General features: G+C 76.8%; 18 protein-coding genes. 8 read left to right on the top strand and 10 right to left on the bottom strand.

Translation table 11 applies throughout. The annotated features are described in order from the left end of the window. Positions 1 to 32: 32 nt before the first annotated feature. The gene (locus ACI79Z_RS06410) at positions 33 to 698 is read left to right on the top strand and encodes a GntR family transcriptional regulator (protein ID WP_456902088.1); all 666 of its coding nucleotides are present in this window, start codon (positions 33 to 35) and stop codon (positions 696 to 698) included. Continuing rightward, positions 682 to 1,704, top strand: a complete 1,023-nt coding sequence (locus ACI79Z_RS06405) for a 1-aminocyclopropane-1-carboxylate deaminase (RefSeq protein ID WP_456902087.1) — start codon at positions 682 to 684, stop codon at positions 1,702 to 1,704. The genes ACI79Z_RS06410 and ACI79Z_RS06405 overlap by 17 nt, the downstream gene beginning before the upstream one ends. Here the strand turns inward: ACI79Z_RS06405 and ACI79Z_RS06400 are convergent. The 6 genes from ACI79Z_RS06400 to ACI79Z_RS06375 form a co-directional block, all read right to left on the bottom strand. Then, positions 1,676 to 1,873 (bottom strand): hypothetical protein, encoded by a 198-nt coding sequence (locus ACI79Z_RS06400; protein ID WP_456902086.1) that lies wholly within the window; start codon positions 1,871 to 1,873, stop codon positions 1,676 to 1,678. The two genes, ACI79Z_RS06405 and ACI79Z_RS06400, sit on opposite strands and share 29 nt — an antisense overlap. A 72-nt stretch (positions 1,874 to 1,945) precedes the next feature. After that, on the bottom strand, positions 1,946 to 2,242 hold the full coding sequence (locus tag ACI79Z_RS06395) for a DUF1622 domain-containing protein (RefSeq protein WP_387991287.1): 297 nt from the start codon (positions 2,240 to 2,242) through the stop codon (positions 1,946 to 1,948). Then, positions 2,239 to 2,526, bottom strand: coding sequence for a DUF1622 domain-containing protein (locus ACI79Z_RS06390; RefSeq protein WP_456902085.1), 288 nt, complete (start codon positions 2,524 to 2,526; stop codon positions 2,239 to 2,241). The genes ACI79Z_RS06395 and ACI79Z_RS06390 overlap by 4 nt, the downstream gene beginning before the upstream one ends. Positions 2,527 to 2,668: 142 nt before the next feature. Continuing rightward, a complete protein-coding gene (locus tag ACI79Z_RS06385) occupies positions 2,669 to 3,367 on the bottom strand; it encodes a serine aminopeptidase domain-containing protein (protein WP_387991281.1) in 699 nt (232 codons plus the stop codon). Next, positions 3,364 to 3,570: a hypothetical protein gene (locus ACI79Z_RS06380; protein WP_387991279.1), complete on the bottom strand. Its 207-nt coding sequence runs from the start codon at positions 3,568 to 3,570 to the stop codon at positions 3,364 to 3,366. Before ACI79Z_RS06380 ends, ACI79Z_RS06385 begins: the two co-directional genes overlap by 4 nt. A 29-nt stretch (positions 3,571 to 3,599) precedes the next feature. Further along, the gene (locus tag ACI79Z_RS06375; protein WP_456902084.1) at positions 3,600 to 4,622 is read right to left on the bottom strand and encodes an NADP-dependent oxidoreductase; all 1,023 of its coding nucleotides are present in this window, start codon (positions 4,620 to 4,622) and stop codon (positions 3,600 to 3,602) included. A gap of 99 nt (positions 4,623 to 4,721) precedes the next feature. Here ACI79Z_RS06375 and msrA point away from each other — a divergent pair, with 99 nt between their 5' ends. From msrA to ACI79Z_RS06360, 3 genes are read left to right on the top strand one after another with little or no spacing between them, the layout of a single operon-like run. Then, the gene (gene msrA, locus ACI79Z_RS06370) at positions 4,722 to 5,375 is read left to right on the top strand and encodes a peptide-methionine (S)-S-oxide reductase MsrA (RefSeq protein WP_456902083.1); all 654 of its coding nucleotides are present in this window, start codon (positions 4,722 to 4,724) and stop codon (positions 5,373 to 5,375) included. Between the two features lie 15 nt (positions 5,376 to 5,390). Further along, the gene (locus ACI79Z_RS06365; protein WP_456902082.1) at positions 5,391 to 6,299 is read left to right on the top strand and encodes a haloalkane dehalogenase; all 909 of its coding nucleotides are present in this window, start codon (positions 5,391 to 5,393) and stop codon (positions 6,297 to 6,299) included. After that, positions 6,296 to 7,405, top strand: coding sequence for a class I SAM-dependent methyltransferase (locus tag ACI79Z_RS06360; protein WP_456902081.1), 1,110 nt, complete (start codon positions 6,296 to 6,298; stop codon positions 7,403 to 7,405). Before ACI79Z_RS06365 ends, ACI79Z_RS06360 begins: the two co-directional genes overlap by 4 nt. A gap of 86 nt (positions 7,406 to 7,491) precedes the next feature. Here the strand turns inward: ACI79Z_RS06360 and ACI79Z_RS06355 are convergent, their stop codons facing one another. From ACI79Z_RS06355 to uraD, 4 genes are all read right to left on the bottom strand, one after another. Further along, positions 7,492 to 7,986, bottom strand: a complete 495-nt coding sequence (locus ACI79Z_RS06355) for a phosphoribosyltransferase (protein WP_387991264.1) — start codon at positions 7,984 to 7,986, stop codon at positions 7,492 to 7,494. Between the two features lie 9 nt (positions 7,987 to 7,995). Next, positions 7,996 to 8,916, bottom strand: coding sequence for a factor-independent urate hydroxylase (pucL, locus tag ACI79Z_RS06350; protein ID WP_456902080.1), 921 nt, complete (start codon positions 8,914 to 8,916; stop codon positions 7,996 to 7,998). A gap of 104 nt (positions 8,917 to 9,020) precedes the next feature. Continuing rightward, positions 9,021 to 9,338, bottom strand: coding sequence for a hydroxyisourate hydrolase (gene uraH, locus ACI79Z_RS06345; protein WP_387991258.1), 318 nt, complete (start codon positions 9,336 to 9,338; stop codon positions 9,021 to 9,023). Next, on the bottom strand, positions 9,335 to 9,832 hold the full coding sequence (uraD, locus tag ACI79Z_RS06340; RefSeq protein ID WP_456902079.1) for a 2-oxo-4-hydroxy-4-carboxy-5-ureidoimidazoline decarboxylase: 498 nt from the start codon (positions 9,830 to 9,832) through the stop codon (positions 9,335 to 9,337). Before uraD ends, uraH begins: the two co-directional genes overlap by 4 nt. 45 nt (positions 9,833 to 9,877) lie before the next feature. Between uraD and aceB the strand changes: the two genes are divergently transcribed. The 3 genes from aceB to ACI79Z_RS06325 all read left to right on the top strand — a co-directional run bounded on the left by aceB (position 9,878) and on the right by ACI79Z_RS06325 (position 17,834). Next, positions 9,878 to 11,461 carry a malate synthase A gene (gene aceB / locus ACI79Z_RS06335; RefSeq protein ID WP_456902078.1) on the top strand — a complete coding sequence of 528 codons (1,584 nt, stop codon included), beginning with the start codon at positions 9,878 to 9,880 and terminating at the stop codon, positions 11,459 to 11,461. 76 nt (positions 11,462 to 11,537) lie between these two features. Next, positions 11,538 to 12,764, top strand: a complete 1,227-nt coding sequence (locus ACI79Z_RS06330) for a DUF6986 family protein (RefSeq protein WP_456902077.1) — start codon at positions 11,538 to 11,540, stop codon at positions 12,762 to 12,764. Positions 12,765 to 12,785: 21 nt separating this feature from the next. Then, the gene (locus ACI79Z_RS06325; protein WP_456902075.1) at positions 12,786 to 17,834 is read left to right on the top strand and encodes a SpoIIE family protein phosphatase; all 5,049 of its coding nucleotides are present in this window, start codon (positions 12,786 to 12,788) and stop codon (positions 17,832 to 17,834) included. The last annotated feature ends 57 nt before the right edge of the window (positions 17,835 to 17,891 follow it).

Raw genomic sequence — 17,891 nt, 5'->3', positions numbered from 1 at the left:
CGCCACGACATCTGACATCTGAGATGTCAGTTGTGACCGCTCCGCTCGTGCCCGTCGGACGGGTGCTGCTGCGCGACCAGGCGCTGGCCCGCATCCGGTCCGCGATCGTCAGCGGCGACCTCGCGCCCGGCGCCGTCGTCAAGGACACCGAGCTGGCCACCCGCCTCGGCCTGTCGGTGGCGCCGGTGCGTGCCGCGCTGGCCAAGCTCGTCGACGAGGGGCTGGTCGAGGCCAAGCCGCAGAGCCACACGCGGGTCACCCCGCTGCGGCCGCGGCAGGTGCACGACGCCGCCGTCGTCGTCCGGGCGATGCACGAGCTGGCCGCCCGGGAGGCGGCCGGCCGGGTGACCGGCGACGACGTCGCCGCGATGCGCGCGGCCAACGAGCGCTTCGCCGCGGCCGTGGACGCCGGGGACCTCGACGCGGCGCTGGCCGCCGACGACGAGCTGCACGGCGTGCTGCTCGACCGGGCCGGCAACACCGCGCTGACCGCGACCGTCGAGCGGCTCACCCCCGCCGTCCGCCGCCTGGAGCGGGCCCGGTTCGCCGCGGCGCACGGCCGCGGGTCCGTCGCCCTGCACGAGCGCCTGATCGCCGCCTGCGAGGCCGCTGACGTCGACGCCGCCGTCGCCACCACCACCGAGATCTGGACGGCCCTGCTGTCCGAACTGGAGGACCCCCATGACGACCCTCGCTGACTTCCCCCGCACCCCGCTGCTGTTCGGCCCCTCGCCGGTGCACCGGCTGGACCGGCTCACCGCGCACCTCGGCGGCGCCGGGGTCTGGGCCAAGCGGGAGGACTGCAACTCCGGCATCGCCTACGGCGGCAACAAGACCCGCAAGCTCGAGTACCTCGTCGCCGACGCGCTCGCCCGGGGCTGCGACACCCTCGTCTCGATCGGCGGCGTGCAGAGCAACCACACCCGGCAGGTGGCCGCCGTCGCCGCGCACGCCGGGCTGTCGTGCGTGCTGGTGCAGGAGAGCTGGGTCGACTGGCCCGACGCCGTGTACGACAAGGTCGGCAACATCCTGGTCAGCCGGCTCGCCGGGGCGGACGTGCGGCTGGTCAGGGCCGGGTTCGGCATCGGGTTCAAGGAGAGCTGGGAGGCCGCGCTCGCCGAGATCGAGGCGCGCGGCGGCAGGCCCTACGCCATCCCGGCCGGCGCCAGCGACCACCCGCTCGGCGGGCACGGGTTCGCCAACTGGGCGCTGGAGGTGGCGCAGCAGGAGGCCGAGCTCGGCGTCTTCTTCGACACCGTCGTCGTCTGCTCGGTCACCGGGTCCACGCAGGCCGGGATGGTCGCCGGGTTCGCGCTGCTCGAGGAGCAGGGCGGCCGGCCGCGGCGGGTGCTCGGCGTCGACGCCTCCGCCAAGCCCGCCGAGACCCGCGACCAGGTGCTGCGCATCGCCCAGCGGACGGCGCGGGCGATCGGCGTGCAGCGCGAGCTGACCCTCGACGACGTCGAGCTCGACGAGCGCTACCACGGCGGCGTCTACGGCATCCCCGACGCGGCGACGATCCGCGCCATGGAGACCGCCGCCCGCACCGAGGGCATGGTCACCGACCCCGTGTACGAGGGGAAGTCGATGGCCGCGCTGCTCGACCTGGTCGGCCGCCGCGAGATCGACCCGTCGTCGACCGTGCTCTACGCCCACCTCGGCGGCCAGCCCGCGCTCAACGGCTACAGCGCGCTGTTCTCCTGAGGAGACGGCGGCCGGTCCCCCAGGAGGCCGGCCGCCGATCCGGGGAGCCGGTCGCGGCCAGCTCGCCGGCCAGCTCCTCGACGCGGGCGAGGACGCCGGAGATCCCCACGTGGTCCTCGGCCATCTCGTCGAGCACCGGCTGCAGCTCCGGGAACCGCCGGGCCAGCACCGGGACGGCGCCGGCGTCCTCGCCGGTGTGGTGGGCGGTGCACGCGGCGCAGCCCGGCGCCGAGGGGATGGGTCATCGGGTCCTGTCCGGGGTCGTGCGGGACGGGGGCGGGGACAGGGCCCGGCCGCCCGCCCGCAGGCCCGCGCCGATCACCCGGCGCAGCGCGACGACGGCGGCCGCGGTGCCCACCGACGACCACGTCGGCTCGGTGGCCAGGCGCAGCAGCCCCGCCGCGAGCAGCAGGTCCAGGAACACCGCGAGGGCGAGGCGCGGGCGCCGGGTGCTCGCGAGCGCCACCACCCCCGCGACCAGGGCGAGCCCGCTGACGCCGAGGGCCAGCAGCCCGGGAACGGGGCCGAGCGAGGTCACACCCCGCGCCCGCGGTGCTCCGCCGACGCCGGGTCGGGCGCCGGCGCACCGGTCTCCTCGGCCACCTGCCGCCGCTCCTCGGCGATCTCCTTCGACAGGAACCAGTTCAGCGCCGTGCGGATCGCCGCGACCGCCGCCAGCTGCCCGAGCTCGCGGAAGCTCGGCGCGACCGCCGTCCGCAGCACGTCGCTGGCCAGCTGGAACTCCAGGCCCAGGGCGAGGAACCGGCCCAGGGTGAGACGGACCGGCACGAAGGCCGACGACCCGCCGCGGCGCAGCCCCACCTACAGGAAGCGGGCGAAGGCCCACAGCGCGCCGACGACGATGACCACGGCCCCGCACGCCTCGACGACGGCGACCATGACGCCGACGACGTCGGCCAGCACTTCCTCCACCGGCGGCCCCTACCCGGTGCCGCCGCGGGTCTCACAGCGGGACGGCGAGCCCCTCCCCGTCCGGGGCGCCCAGCGCGTCCTCCAGGTCGGCGCGCCACGGGGCCAGACCGGCCCCGGCCAGGACGACGTCGCGGACCAGCGCGTGCCACCGGCCGACCCGGCGCACCATGCCGTGCCCCCCGGGCAGGGTGAACCGCGCGACCCGCGCGCCGGCCCGGTGCGCGCGCACGGCGAAGTCCGCCGACAGCCGCGCCGGCACCCAGCGGTCGCCGCGGCCGTGGGCGAGGACGACGGTGCGGCCGCGCAGGTGGCCGACCGGCTCCCCCGGCGGCGTCCACGGCGCGAGCCCGCAGACCGCGGTCACCGACGGGTCGTCGCCGGCGCGCAGCACCGCCCGGCCGCCCATCGAGTGCCCCACCAGCACCACCGGGACGTCGCCGTGCCGCTCACGCACGCGGTCCAGCGCCCAGCGGACGTCGGCGTGCGCGTCGGCGGCGGCTCCGTTCCAGCCCGCCACGCGGTAGCGGACCAGGTAGGTCTCCACGCCCCGCCCGGCCGCGGCGCGGGACACCGCCTCCTGGATCGCCCGCATCCGCACCAGGGACAGCGCGCGCTCCCGCGGCGGCTCGATGCTGGCCACCGTGCCCCCGTGCGCGAAGACGGCGACCGCGCGGGTGGGCGCGGTCGCCGGCAGGTGGTCGAGTGCCGGGACCCGCTCCGCGGTGGTCACCGGCGCCGTCGGCCACCGCCGCGCAGCCGCGCCCGCGCCCGGTCGCCGAGGTCGCCGGCCCGCAGCAGCCCGCGGCTGAGCTGGGTCGGCCCGGTCCGCCGCTCGAGGGCGAGCCCGGCACGCCGGAGCAGCCCGGTGCCCAGCGGGACGAGGACGGTCACGATGAACCAGACCCGCAGCCGGCGGGTGAGGAGCAGCCACATGTCCGGCCCCTTCCCGGTGCCGTCCCGCCTCAATCCGGGTCGGGCCCCAGCCGGACGACCATCTTCCCGGTGTTGGCCCCCTTGAGCAGGTCGAGGAAGGCCGGCACGGCGTTCTCCAGGCCCTCGTAGACGGTCTCGCGGACGGCGAGCTGTCCCGACCGGATCCAGCCGGACACCGTCTCGGTGAACTCGCCGTGCAGGTCGGTGTGGTCGCCGACGAGCAGCCCGGTGACCGCGAGCCGCTTGGCGATCATCAGCGAGCTGAAGTTCTTCGGCCCGGGCACCGACTCGGTGGCGTTGTAGCCCGAGATGGCGCCGCAGATCGCCACCCGGCCGTGCACGTGCAGCGCACCCAGCGCGGCGTCGAGGTGCTCGCCGCCGACGTTGTCGAAGTAGACGTCGACGCCGTCGGGCGCGGCCTGCGCGAGCAGGTCCTTCACCCGCCCGTCGTGGTAGTCGAAGGCGGCGGTGAAGCCGATCTCGCGCAGCCACGCCACCTTGTCCGGGCTGCCCGCGCTGCCGACCACCGCCGAGGCGCCGCGCAGCCTCGCGAACTGCCCGACCGCGCTGCCCACCGCCCCGGCCGCGCCGGAGACGAACACGGCGTCGCCCTCCCGGAAGGCGGCCACCCGGAACAGCCCGGCCCAGGCGGTCAGCCCCGGCATCCCGAGGACGCCGAGGGAGTAGGTCAGGGGCAGGTCCTCGGTGGCCGGCAGCTGCCGGACCGCGCGGGCGTCGAGGACGGCGACGTCGCGCCAGGCGGCGTCGGTGAGCACCAGCGCGCCCTCGGGCACGTCGGGGGAGCGGGACTCGACGACGCGGCCGACGGCGCCGCCCTTCATCACCTCGCCGACCTCCCACGGCGCCGCGTACGAGGGGCCCAGCCGCATCCGCCCGCGCATGTACGGGTCCACCGACATGGCGACCATCCGCACCACCACCTGGCCCTCGGCCGGGTCCGGGTGCTCGACCTCGACCAGCCGGAAGTCGTCGGGGGTGGGCTCGCCGTGGGGACGGGCGGCCAGGTGCCACTCGCGGGCGGTGATCGGCACGGTCGCTCCCTGCGTCGTCGATCCGGGTCCGCGGCTGATCCTGCCGCCGTCGGGACGCGGTCGCGCCGCCGGGTGGTGCGGCGGTCCTAGGCTCGGATCATGTCGTTCTCCCGGTACAAGACCCAGCCGGTGTCGCCGGAGGACGCGCTGCCGGGTCGTCCCGACCCGCTGCCGCACGTCCCGGAGACCCACGCGGTGAACGGCAACCGCATCCGGCCGCCGTTCCCCGGGGGGATGCGGACCGCCGCCTTCGGCGCGGGCTGCTTCTGGGGCGTCGAGAAGGTCTTCTGGCAGGTGCCGGGCGTCTGGTCCACGGCCGCGGGCTACGCGGGCGGCTACACGCCCAACCCGACCTACGAGGAGGTCTGCTCCGCGCGGACCGGCCACACCGAGGTCGTGCTCGTCGTGTTCGACCCCGCCGTCGTCAGCTACGAGCAGCTGCTCACGGTGTTCTGGGAGGACCACGACCCCACCCAGGGCATGCGGCAGGGCAACGACGTCGGCACGCAGTACCGCTCGGCGGTCTACGTCGCGACGCCGGAGCAGGAGGCCGCCGCCCGCGCCAGCCGCGACCGGTTCCAGGCCCGGCTGCACGAGGCCGGCTACGGCGACATCACCACCGAGATCGCCCCGCTCGGCGACTTCTTCTACGCGGAGGACCACCACCAGCAGTACCTGCACAAGGTGCCGAACGGGTACTGCCCGGTGCACTCGACCGGCGTGAGCTGCCCGGTCGGCCTCCCCGGCGTCTGAGCCCCGGAGGGTCACGTGGACGTCGTCCGCACGCCGGAGGAGCGGTTCGCCGCGCTGCCGGACTTCCCGTACCCGCCCACGTACGTCACCGTCGACGGCGGGGACGGCACGCCGCTGCGGGTCGCGGTGGTCGACGTCGGCCCGGCCTCCGGCGAGGTCGTCGTCCTGCTGCACGGCGAGCCGTCCTGGTCCTTCCTCTGGCGGCACGTCATCCCGGAGCTCACGGCCGCCGGCCTGCGCGTCGTCGCCCCCGACCTGGTCGGCTTCGGCCGCTCCGACAAGCCCACCGACCCGGCCGCCTACAGCTACGCGGCGCACGTCGAGTGGATGCGGCAGACGCTGTTCGAGGGTCTCGGCCTGGCCGGCGTCACGCTGGTCGGCCAGGACTGGGGCGGGCTGGTCGGCCTGCGCCTGGTGGCGGAGCACCCCGACCGGTTCGCGCGGGTCGTCGTCGCCAACACCGGCCTGCCCACCGGCGACGCCCCGATGAGCGAGGCCTTCCTCGCCTGGCAGCGGTTCGCCGCCACCGCGCGGGCGTTCGACGTCGGCCGGGTCGTCGCCAACGGCACGGTCACCGACCTGCCGCCCGAGGTGGTCGCCGCCTACGACGCGCCGTTCCCCGACGAGGCGTCCAAGGCCGGCGCCCGCGTCTTCCCGAGCCTCGTGCCGACGGCGCCCGACGACCCCGCCGCGGCCGCCAACCGGGCCGCGTGGGAGGTCCTCACCCGCTGGGAGAAACCGCTGCTCACCGCCTTCTCCGACTCCGACCCGATCACCGGCGGCGGCGACCGCGTCTTCCAGCGGCTGGTGCCCGGCGCCCGGGGCGTGCCGCACACGACCCTGCGCGGCGGCGGGCACTTCCTCCAGGAGGACGTCGGCCCGGAGCTGGGCCGCGTCGTCGCCTCCTTCGTCGCCGCCACGTGACCCCCGACGAGGTGCTCGCGCAGCTGCGGCGGGAGCCCGACGTCGAGGCGCCGGACCTGGTCGCCGTCGACGCCACCGACCGGCTGCTGCTCGACACCGCCGGGGACCTGACCGGGCAGCGGGTGGTCGTCGTCGACGACGCGTACGGCGCGCTCACCCTCGGCGCGGTCGCGGCCGGAGCGCGCGACGTCCGGGTGGCCCAGGACCTGCTGGTCGGCGAGCGGGCCCTGGCCCTCAACGCCGAGCGCACCGGCCTGAGCGGCACGCACCGCCCGGGGAGCCTGGACGCCGCCCTGTTCGACGGCGCGACGCTCGTGCTGGCCCGCGCGCCCAAGGCCCTCGACGCGCTCCGGGAGCTGACCGAGCTGGCCGCGGCGGCGGCCGCCCCGGACGTCACCGTGCTGGTCGGCGGGCGGGTCAAGCACATGACGCTCGGCATGAACGACGTGCTGCGCACCGGGTTCGCCGAGGTCTCGGCCACCCTCGCCCGGCAGAAGTCGCGGGTGCTGGTCGCCCGCGGGCCGCGACCCGGCGTCGCGCCGTCCTTCCCCCGCTGCCGGCACGACGACGTCCTGGACCTCGAGGTCTGCGCGCACGGCGCCGCGTTCGCCGGGGCCCGGGTCGACGAGGGCACCCGGCTGCTCGTCGCCGCGCTCGACGCCGCCGCCCCGGAGGCGCGCACCGCCCTGGACCTCGGCTGCGGCACCGGCGTGCTGGCCGCCGTCCTCGCCCGCTCCCGGCCGGACCTGGAGGTGGCCGCCACCGACCAGTCGGCCGCCGCGGTCGCCTCCGCGCGGGCCACGCTCGCCCGCGCCGGGCTGGAGCGGGTGCGGGTCCTGCGCGACGACGCCGCCGCGACCGTGTCCGACGCGAGCGTGGACCTCGTCGTCTGCAACCCGCCGTTCCACCTCGGCGCCGCCGTCGTCACCGCCGCCGCCGACCGCCTGCTCGCCGCCGCGGCGCGGGTGCTGCGGCCGGGCGGGGAGCTGTGGGCGGTCTACAACAACCGGCTGCCGCACCGGGCGGCGCTGCGGCGGCTGGTCGGCCCGACCCGCCCGGCCGCCCACGACCGCCGGTTCACCGTCACCGTCTCCACCCGGCGCTGACCGCCGGGCCCGTCAGAGCGCCGGGGCCAGGAGCTCGCACACCGCCCGCACGTTCTCCGGCGTCACCGGTTCGGGCTCGACGGCCGTCAGTGCGGCGGGCGGGTGCTGCGGGTGCGCACCGGCGGCAGCGACGACCACGGGAAGTCGATCCACCGGTCGGTGCGCTTCCACACGTAGTCGCAGCTGACCACCGAGCGCGGCTTCTCGTAGACGACCGCCGTCCGCACGTCGGAGACGTAGCCCGCGCAGAAGTCGCGGACCAGCTCCAGCGTCTTGCCCGTGTCCGCGACGTCGTCGGCGACCAGCACGTTCGCGCCGGTCAGGTCGACGGCGTCCAGCGTCGGCGGGAGCACCACCGGCAGGTCCAGCCGCTCGTCGACGCCGGTGTAGAACTCCACGTTCATCACGAACAGGTTCTTGACGTCGAGCGCGTAGCCCAGCGCCCCGCCGAGGAACAGCCCGCCGCGGGCGATCGACAGGACCAGGTCGGGCTCGAAGCCGTCGTCGGCGACCTGCTGCGCCAGCTCCCGCGCCGCGGTGCCGAACAGCTCGTAGGTCAGGACCTCGCGCTCGTCGCTCACGGCCCCACCTCAGCAGAAGCCCGGCGTGCCCAGCCACGCGACCTCGGCCGGCGGGACGTCGTCGCGGAGCACGCTGCCCTCGATGAGCCCGTAGGGGCGGTCGTCGGCGTGGTAGACGACGGGGTGGTCCGAGCCGGGGGTGTTGTCCAGGCCGTACGCCGAGAGGTCCTGCAGGAAGTGGTGCCTGTTGGGCATCGACAACCGCACCTCGGCGACGTCGGGGAAGGCCTCGAGCACCGCCTCGCCCATCCGGTACAGCGTCTGCTGCAGCGCGAGGGAGTGCGTGGCGGCGAACGCCTCGAGCAGCACCGTCCGGACGCCGGCGTGCAGGCCCGACCAGTCCCTGCCGTCGGGTGCGCCGTCGGCCGGGGTGTACCGCCAGCGCGCGGTGACCGCGGTGGCGAGGACGCGGTCGCGGGTCTCGGCCAGCGTCGTGTACCGGTCGCGGGGGAAGCCCCAGAACTCCGAGCCGGTCGTCTTGAGGACGACGAGGTCGGACAGGCCGGCCAGCACGTGCACGTCGTCGCCGTCCACGGTGGCCACCGCCGTCCGGACCTCGCCGCCGGGCCGGCGGAAGGCGTGGTCGTGCGGCTGCCCGCCGACGGCGATCCGCTCCCAGCCGTAGGACTCCACGGCCACGCGGGCGCCGGTGATCCAGTCGTAGGACCCGGCCAGGTGGCGGGCCAGCCGCAGCCCGAACGCCTCCGGGGAGCCGACGCCGTCGCGGGCGAAGGCGAAGACGGTGTTCTTCTGCGCGTCGGTGGTCAGCACGTGCGCGTTGTCGCCCCGCGTGTGCGCGGCGGTGAAGTCCCCGCGCAGGCTGGTGCTCACGTTGAGGTCGACGAGCTCGTGCCGGGGGGAGCTGCGGTCGACCGCGACGACGCGGACCTCCGCCTTCCCGTACTGGTTGGGTCCGAGCACGATCGCCATGCGCGCAGCCTGCCGCACACCCGTTGCGCCGGTGTTGCACTGCGCCGGTGTTGCACTGCGCCGGTGTTGCACTGCGCCGGTGTTGCACGTGGAACCGGCGCGCCTCAGCTGCCCCGGTAGGTGGAGTAGGCGAACGGCGAGAGCAGCAGCGGCACGTGGTGGTGCTCGGCGGGCGCGGTGACGGCGAAGGTCAGCGTCACCTCCGGCCAGAAGGCGTCCACCCCGCGCCCGGCGAACCAGGGGCCGGTGGCGAACACCAGCCGGTGCGGGCCGGCGACGGTGGCGTCCTCGGTGAGCCGGCAGCGGCCGTCGGCGTCCGTGGTGCCCTCGGCGAGCAGGTCGTCGCCCGCGAACAGCCGGACGGCGACGCCGGCGGCCGGCCGCCCGGCGACGGCGTCGAGCACGTGGGTGGAGACGCTCACGACACGAGCTCCCGCACCCGCAGCTCGGTGATCTGGGCGAGCTGCTCGACCACCTCGGCCTGCTCGGCGTCGTCGTCGTTGCCGAGCCGGCGGCGCAGTTCGCCGAGCATCTCCTCCGGCGAGCGCCCGGCCGCGCGGATCAGGTAGACGTGCCCGAACCGCTCCTCGTAGGCGCGGTTGCCCTCGACGATCGCCGCGCGGGTGTCGTCGTCGGCCCCGCCCATCGAGCCCTGCTCCCGGCGGGAGGCCGCCGCCTCGGCCGAGGAGCCCTCCACCCGGTCGCCGATGCGCGGGTGCGCGGCCAGCGCCAGCTGCACCTCGTCCCACGGCAGCGACCGGGCCACCTCCCCGGCCCGGCGGACGAGGGTGTCGGCGTCGGGGAACGGGCGGCCGGCGACCAGCTCGGCGGCGAAGCGCGGCGCGGCGTTGCAGCCGCGCAGCTGCTCGACGGCGGCGTCGGCGGGCTCGCTGTTGAACTCGTCGAGGCAGGACACGGTGACAGGATGGCAGCCCATCCCGGCCGGCAGAGGGGACCAGCGGTGAGCCTCGACACCAGCGGAGTGCGCGTGGAGGGCCCCGACGTCGAGCGGTCCGGGGAGGTGCTGACACCCGAGGCGCTGGAGTTCGTCGCCGACCTCCAGCGCCGGTTCGGCCCGCAGCGCGACGCGCTGCTCGCCGCCCGCGCCACCCGCCGCGCCGAGATCGCCGCCGCCCGCTGGCTGGACTTCCGCCCGGAGACCGCGGAGATCCGCGACGGCGACTGGCGGGTGCCCCCGCCGCCGCCCGGCCTGGTCGACCGCCGCGTCGAGATCACCGGCCCGACCGAGCCGAAGATGGCGGTCAACGCGCTCAACTGCGGCGCGAACGTGTGGCTGGCCGACCTCGAGGACGCCAACACCCCGCACTGGCGCAACGTCGTCGGCGGCCAGCTGGTGCTCCGCGACGCCGTCCGCCGGCAGCTGGCGTTCACCACGCCCGAGGGCCGGGAGTACCGGCTGCGCGAGGACGGCGACCTGCCGACGATCGTGCCCCGCCCGCGCGGCTGGCACCTGCCCGAGCGGCACCTGCTCGTCGACGGGCAGCCCGCCGTCGGCGCGCTGGTCGACGCCGGGCTGTACCTGTTCCACAACGCCGCCGAGCAGCTGTCCCGCGGCAGCGGGCCGTACCTCTACCTCCCGAAGATGGAGGGCCGGCTCGAGGCCGGGCTGTGGAGGCTCGTGTTCGACCACGCCGAGCAGGTGCTCGGGATCCCCGAGGGCTCGATCCGCGCCACGATGCTGATCGAGACCATCCCGGCGGCCTTCGAGATGGAGGAGATGCTGCACGCGCTGGGCAGTCACGCCACCGGCCTCAACGCCGGGCGCTGGGACTACCTGTTCAGCGTCATCAAGGTCTTCCGGGAGGCCGGTCCGGACTTCGTGCTGCCCGACCGGGGCGCCGTCACCATGACCGCGCCGATGATGCGCGCCTACACCGACCAGCTCGTCGCCGTCTGCCACCGCCGCGGCGCCGTGGCCATCGGCGGCATGGCCGCGGCCATCCCCTCGCGGCGCGACGCCGAGGCCAACGAGCGGGCGCTGGCGAAGGTCCGCGAGGACAAGACCCGCGAGGCCGGCGACGGCTTCGACGGGTCCTGGGTGGCCCACCCCGACCTGGTGCCGGTCTGCCGCGAGGCCTTCGACGCCGTCCTCGGCGACCGCCCGAACCAGCTCGACCGGCAGCGCCCCGAGGTGTCGGTGACCGCGGCGCAGCTGCTCGACGTCGCCGGCGTCCCCGGCGGGCGCACGATGGCCGGGCTGCGGGCCGACGTCGAGGTGGCGATCCGCTACCTGGCCGCGTGGCTGGGCGGCAACGGCGCCGTCGGCATCCACGGGCTCATGGAGGACGCCGCCACCGCCGAGATCAGCCGCTCGCAGGTGTGGCAGTGGGTGCACGCCGGGGTGGAGCTCGACACCGGCGAGACGGTGACCGGGGAGCTGGTGCGCCGCGTCGTCGCCGAGGAGGTCGAGGGGATCGGCGAGCTGCCGCGCCTCGACGACGCGCGGCGGCTGTTCGAGCAGGTCGCGCTGGCCGACGAGTTCCCCGACTTCCTCACCCTCCCCGCCTACGAGCTCATCGATTGAAGACCCCCGTGCCCCCCGACACTCGCGAGCTCGCGACGGGCCCCTGCACGGCGGCCGAACCGATCCGAGCTGCGCCGTGACCCTGGGCGAGGACGTCTACGCCGAGCTGGACCGCCGCCTGGCACCCGTCGACGCCGCCCGCACGGCCGCGTACCCCGGCGAGCGGCCGGGGAGGCAGCCGGTGCACACCTGCTACGTGCCCGCCGACGCCGTCGTCCCGGGCCTGGCCGCCGCCTGGGGCGCCGCGGCGCTGGCCGCGCTCGACGAGCACGGCCTGCCCGACCTCGGTTACGACGCCGCGCTGCTCGAGCAGGTGCTGCCCCGGGTGCGCGCCAAGCTCGTCGCCGAGCCGGTCGAGGACCTGCGGGTCGACGCCGAGGACGGTTACCGCGGCCGGCCCGACGCCGAGGACGGCGACGTCCTGCGCGCGGCCGAGGCCGTGGCCGGCGACCTCGACGCCGGGACGGCGCCGCCGTCGGTGGGCATCCGGGCCAAGTCGCTGGAGGGACCCACCCGCCGCCGCGGCGTCCGCTCCCTCGACCTGTTCCTCTCCGCCGTCAGCGCTCCGCGGGCCACCGTCACCCTCCCGAAGGTGACCGACGTCGAGCAGGTGCGGGCCTTCCTGCCCGTCCTCGACGCGCTGGAGGCCGCGCACGGCGTCGCCCTGGACCTCGAGCTGCAGGTGGAGACCCCACAGGCGGTGCTCGGCGCCGACGGCGCGGTGACCCTCGCGCGGATGGTGCACGCCGCCGGCCCGCGGCTGACCGGCCTGCACCACGGCACCTACGACTACAGCGCGGCGCTGGGCATCGCGGCGGCGCACCAGTCCTCCGACCACCCGGCGCTCGACCTCGCCAAGCAGCTCATGCAGGTCGCCGTCGCCGGGACCGGCGCCCGGGCGGTCGACGGCTCCACCAACGTCCTCCCCGTCGGCTCCCGCGAGCAGGTCCACGCCGGCTGGCGGGTGCACGCCGGGCTGGTCCGCCGGGCGCTGGAGCGCGGCCTCCACCAGGGCTGGGACCTGCACCCCGCGCAACTGGTCACCCGGTACGCGGCCACCTACGCCTTCTTTCGCGGCGCCCTGCCGGCCGCGGCCGCGCGGCTGACGGCCTACGTCGAGCGGGTCGACGGCGGGGTCCTCGACGAGCCGGCCACCGCCCGCGCGCTGGCCGGCGTGGTGCTGCGCGGCCTGGACTGCGGCGCCGTCGACCCGGCCGAGGCCGCCGCCGCGACGGGGCTGGACCGCGCCGCCCTCGACGCCCTGGCCGGGCGGGGCGCGGCGGGTCCCGGGAGCAGCGCCTAGGCTGCCCTCCGTGGTGGCGCGGTGACCGAGGACGCGCTCGCCTCGCTCTTCTCCGGCGGTGGCGAGGTGGGCCGGGAGATGGCCGCTCGCGACTGGTCCGGCACGCCGTTCGGACCGCCCGAGCGGTGGCCGTCGGCGCTGCGCAACCTCGTCCGGATCGTCCTCACGTCGCGGTTCTCCATGTGGGCCGCCTGGGGTCCCGAGCTCTCGTTCCTCTACAACGACGCCTACCAGCGGGACACCCTGCAGGGGAAGCACCCGTGGGCGCTGGGCCGCCCGGCGTCCGAGGTGTGGGCGGAGATCTGGGACGACATCGGCCCCCGGATCGGGTCGGTCCTCGAGACCGGGATCGCCACCTGGGACGAGGACCTGCTGCTGTTCCTCGAGCGCAGCGGCTACCGGGAGGAGACCTACCACACCTTCTCCTACAGCCCGGTCGCCGACGACGACGGCCGCACGGCCGGGATGCTCTGCGTCGTCACCGAGAACACCGACCGGGTGCTGGCCGAGCGGCGGATGGCCAGCCTGCGCGACCTCGCGACGGCGGTGGCCGCCACGCGCACCGAGGCCGACGTGCTGGCCGCCGTCGGCGAGCAGCTCGCCCGCAACGACGCCGACCTGCCCTTCTCCGCCACCTACCTGGTCGACGAGGACGGCACCGCCCGCCTGGGCACCGCCACCGGGCTGACGCCGGGCTCGGCCGCGGCGCCGGGGACGCTCGCCGACGACGCGGTGTGGCCGCTGTCCCGGCTGCGCGCGGGCGAGCAGGTCGTCGTCGACGGCCTGGACCGCCTCCCCGGCCTGCCGACCGGCGCCTGGGACCGCCCGCCGGTGCAGGCGCTGGCCGTGCCGATCTCCTCCCCGCTGCCCGACGCCGCCGGCGTCGCCGGCTTCCTGGTCGTCGGCCTCAACCCGCACCGCGTCCTCGACGGGGCCTACACCGGATTCCTCGAGCTGGTCGCCGGCCAGATCGCCTCGGGCCTGGCCAACGCGGGCAGCCACGCGGCCGAGCGGCGGCGCGCGGAGGCCCTCGCCGAGCTGGACCGCGCCAAGACCGACTTCTTCAGCAACGTCAGCCACGAGTTCCGCACGCCGCTGACGCTGATCATGGGCCCGGTCGCCGAGCTGCGGTCCTCCCCGGTGCTCACGGCCGACCCGCGGGTCGCCGAGGAGCTCGAGGTCGTGGAGCGCAACGCGCTGCGGTTGCAGAAGCTGGTCAACACCCTGCTCGACTTCTCCCGCATCCAGGCCGGCCGCATCGACGCCCGGTTCGAGCCGGTCGACCTCGCCGCGACCACCGCGGAGCTGGCCAGCGTCTTCCGCTCCGCCGTCGACCGGGCCGGCCTGCGGCTCACCGTCGACACCCCGCCGCTGTCCCAGCCGGTGCACGTGGACCGGGACATGTGGGAGAAGGTCGTCCTCAACCTGCTCTCCAACGCGCTGAAGTTCACCTTCGCGGGCGGCATCACCGTGCGGCTGCGGGAGGACGACGGCACCGCCGTCCTCACCGTCGCCGACACCGGCACCGGCATCCCCGCCGCGGAGCTGCCGCGGCTGTTCGAGCGGTTCTCCCGCGTCTCCGGGGCGCGCAGCCGGTCCGGGGAGGGCAGCGGCATCGGGCTGGCGATGGTCCGCGAGCTGGTCGGCCTGCACGGCGGGTCGATCGAGGTGGAGAGCGCGCCCGACGTCGGCACCGTCTTCACCGTCCGCGTGCCGCTGGGCACCGCGCACCTGCCCGCCGACCGCCTCGCCCCCGCGGCGGCCGAGGCGCCGGCGATCTCGCCCGGCGCCACCCCGTTCGTCGCCGAGGCGCTGCGCTGGCTGCCGGGGGAGTCCGACGACGCCCCCGCGGCGGCACCCGGCGCGCAGGGCGGCCGCGCCGGCCGGGTCCTGGTCGCCGACGACAACGCCGACATGCGCGACTACGTCGTGCGGCTGCTCGCGCCGCTGCACGAGGTCCGCGCGGTCGGCGACGGGCAGGCGGCGCTGGAGGCGGCCCTGGCCGACCCGCCGGACCTCGTCGTCAGCGACGTGATGATGCCGCGGCTGGACGGCATGCAGCTGCTGGCCGCGCTGCGCGCCGACGCCCGCACCTCCCGCGTGCCGGTGGTCCTGCTCTCCGCCCGCGCCGGACAGGAGGCCGCCGTCGAGGGCCTGGCCGCCGGCGCCGACGACTACCTGGTCAAGCCGTTCTCCGCGCAGGAGCTGCTCGCCCGCGTCGACGCCCACCTGCAGCTCGGCCGCGCCCGCCGGGAGGCGGAGGAGCGGTTCACCACGATGGCCGACCTCGCGCCGGCGCTGATCTGGGTCGCCGGCGACGACGGCCGGCGGCAGTTCCTCAACGCCGGGTGGACGGCGTTCACCGGCCGCGCGGTCGAGGAGGAGCTCGGCGAGGGCTGGCGGTCCGGGCTGCACCCGCAGGACGCGCAGCGGTACGCCGGCACCGTGGCCGCCGCGGTCGCCGCCGGGGAGGGCTGGGAGGTCGAGTTCCGGCTCCGCCGCGCCGACGGCGCCTACCACTGGCTGCTCGAGCGCGCCGTGCCGATCGGCGGCACCGCCGGCGGCTGGGTGGGCAGCTGCACCGACATCAACGCCCGGTACCGGGAGACCGAGCGGCAGACCCTGCTCGCCGAGGTCGGCACGGCGCTGGACCGCGAGACCGAGGCCGAGCGGCAGCTGGCGGGCCTCGCGCGGCTGCTGGTCGACCGGCGCCTGGCCGACGTCTGCACCGTCCGCGTGGTCGGCGAGGACGGGCGGTTGCGCTACGCCGGGCGCGCCGGCGTCGACGGCGACGTCCGCGTGGAGCTCGCCGGGCTGGAGCCGCACGGCGGCCTGGGCCGCGAGGTGCTCGAGACCGGGGAGCCGGTGCTGCGGCCGCGCCTGTCCGGGGTGGGGGACGGCGGCGTCCGGCTGGACCTCCGCTCGGCGCTGGTCGTGCCGCTCACCGTCCGCGGCCGGGTGCGCGCGGTGCTGGCGATGGGCCGCCGCGACGACGCCCCGCCGTTCCACGACGACGACCGCGCGCTGGCCGAGGAGATCGCCACCCGGTCCGCGCTGGCCCTGGACAACGCGCTGCTGCTGGCCGACGAGCGGGCCACCGCCCGCCGGCTGGGGCTGCTGCAGCGCGTCACCGCCGAGCTGTCGGCCGCCACCACGCCGGTGGAGGTCGCCGAGGCGGCGGCCCGGCACGTCGAGGTCCTGGCCGGCCGGGGCAGCTCCGTGGGCGTCTACGAGATCGACGACGCCCGCCGGGCGCTGCGCCTGCTGTGGAGCAACGCCGCGGACCAGGACGCGCAGCAGTGGTCGGAGGTCCCGCTCAGCGCGTCGCTGGCGGTCACCCGGGCGGCCGCGGAGCGGCGGGCGGTGTGGATCGAGGACACCGCCGCCTCGCCGGACACCGCGCCCCCGCCCGGCGGTCCCGGCGCGGTGGTCGCGCTGCCGCTGCTGGTCGCCGGCCGCGTCGTCGGCGTCGTCGGCGTTGGCGCGCCGGCCGCCCAGCGGTTCCCGGCCGTCGAGCGCGGCATGCTCCTGGCCGTCGCCGAGCAGTGCGCCTCGGCGCTGGAGCGGGCCCGGCTCTACCGCGCCCAGCAGGACATCTCCTCCACGATCCAGCTCAGCCTGCTGCCCGCCGCGGTGCCCCGGCTGGAGCGGCTGGCGCTGGCCGCGGAGTACCTGCCCGGCGCCGCGGGCACCTCGGCCGGCGGCGACTGGTACGACGTCGTCGAGCTGGGCCGGGGCCGGGTGGCGATCGCCGTCGGCGACGTCGTGGGGCAGGGCCCGGCGGCGGCCGCCGTCATGGGGCAGCTGCGCAGCGCGCTGTCCACGGCGCTGCTGCAGGGCAGCTCCCCGGCCGAGGCGCTGGAGCTGCTGGACCGGTTCGCCGCGCGGCTGCCCGGCGCCCTGGCCTCGACGGCGGCCTGCCTGGTCCTCGACTGGGCCGCCGGCACCGTGCGGTGGGCCCGCGCCGGCCACCCGCCGCCGCTGCTGGTGGCCGACGGCGCGGCGACCTTCCTCGAGGAGGGCGCGGGCGCGGTCCTCGGCGCCCCGGGCCGGCGGCCCTACACCGAGGGCAGCGCCCCGGTCACCCCCGGGACGACGCTGCTGCTCTACACCGACGGCCTGGTGGAGCGCCGCCGGGAGCCGCTGGACACCGGCCTGCGCCGGGTCGCCGACGCCGCGGCCCGGCTGTCCGACGTCGAGCCCTGCCGGCTGACCCGCGCGCTGCTGGCGGAGGTGCTCGACGCCGACGCCCTCCCCGACGACGTCGCGGTCATCGCGGCCCGGCTGGTCCCCCCGCCGCTGCACGAGGTGCTGCCGGCCGACCCGTCCCGGCTGCGCGGGGTGCGGCGCACCGTCACCGCCTGGGCCCGGGCGGCCGGGGTGGGCGGGGACTCCCTCGACGACCTGCAGCTGGCTCTCGGCGAGGCGCTGGCCAACGCCGTCGAGCACGCCTACGCCACCACCGCCGGCGAGGGCCGCTGCGAGTACCGGCTCGAGCGGACCGCCGACGGCAGCGTCGACGTCTGCGTGCGGGACGAGGGCGTGTGGCGCCCGGCGCCGGCCGACCGGGGGTACCGCGGCCGGGGGCTGGAGCTGATCTCGGCGCTGGCCGACGACGTCGAGGTGGGCCGCTCGGTCGACGCGAGCGGCACGGAGGGCGCGGGCACCACGGTGCGCTTCCGCTTCGTCCCGGCCGGCCCCGGGCGGGACGAGCCGGTGTCCCGGCGCGCCGCCGCCCGCACCGACGCGGGCCCGGCCAGCCTGACCGTGGACCGGGGGCCCGGCGGCGTGCGGCTGGAGTTCGCCGGCGACGTCGACCTGGCCGCCACCCCGGCCCTGCGCGCCGAGGCGCTGCGGGCGCTCGGCGACGTCGCGGGCGGGACACGGGTGGTGCTGGACCTGCGGCAGGTGCCCTACCTGGCCAGCGCCGGCGTCGGGCTGGTGCTCGAGCTGCTCCGGCTGGCCGAGCAGCGCCGCGCGGTCCCCGAGGTGCGCACCGCGGAGGGCTCCGCGCCGGCCCGCGTGCTCGTCCTCGCCGGGGTGCCCGCCGTCCCGGTGGCCGCGCCGTAGTGGCGCCGGCCCACCCGTACGGGGGCGTACCGGGCACCCCGCGAGCGGACCCCCCGC

Source organism: Geodermatophilus sp. SYSU D00663 (assembly GCF_054050655.1).
This window is presented reverse-complemented; position numbering and strand designations above follow the sequence as displayed.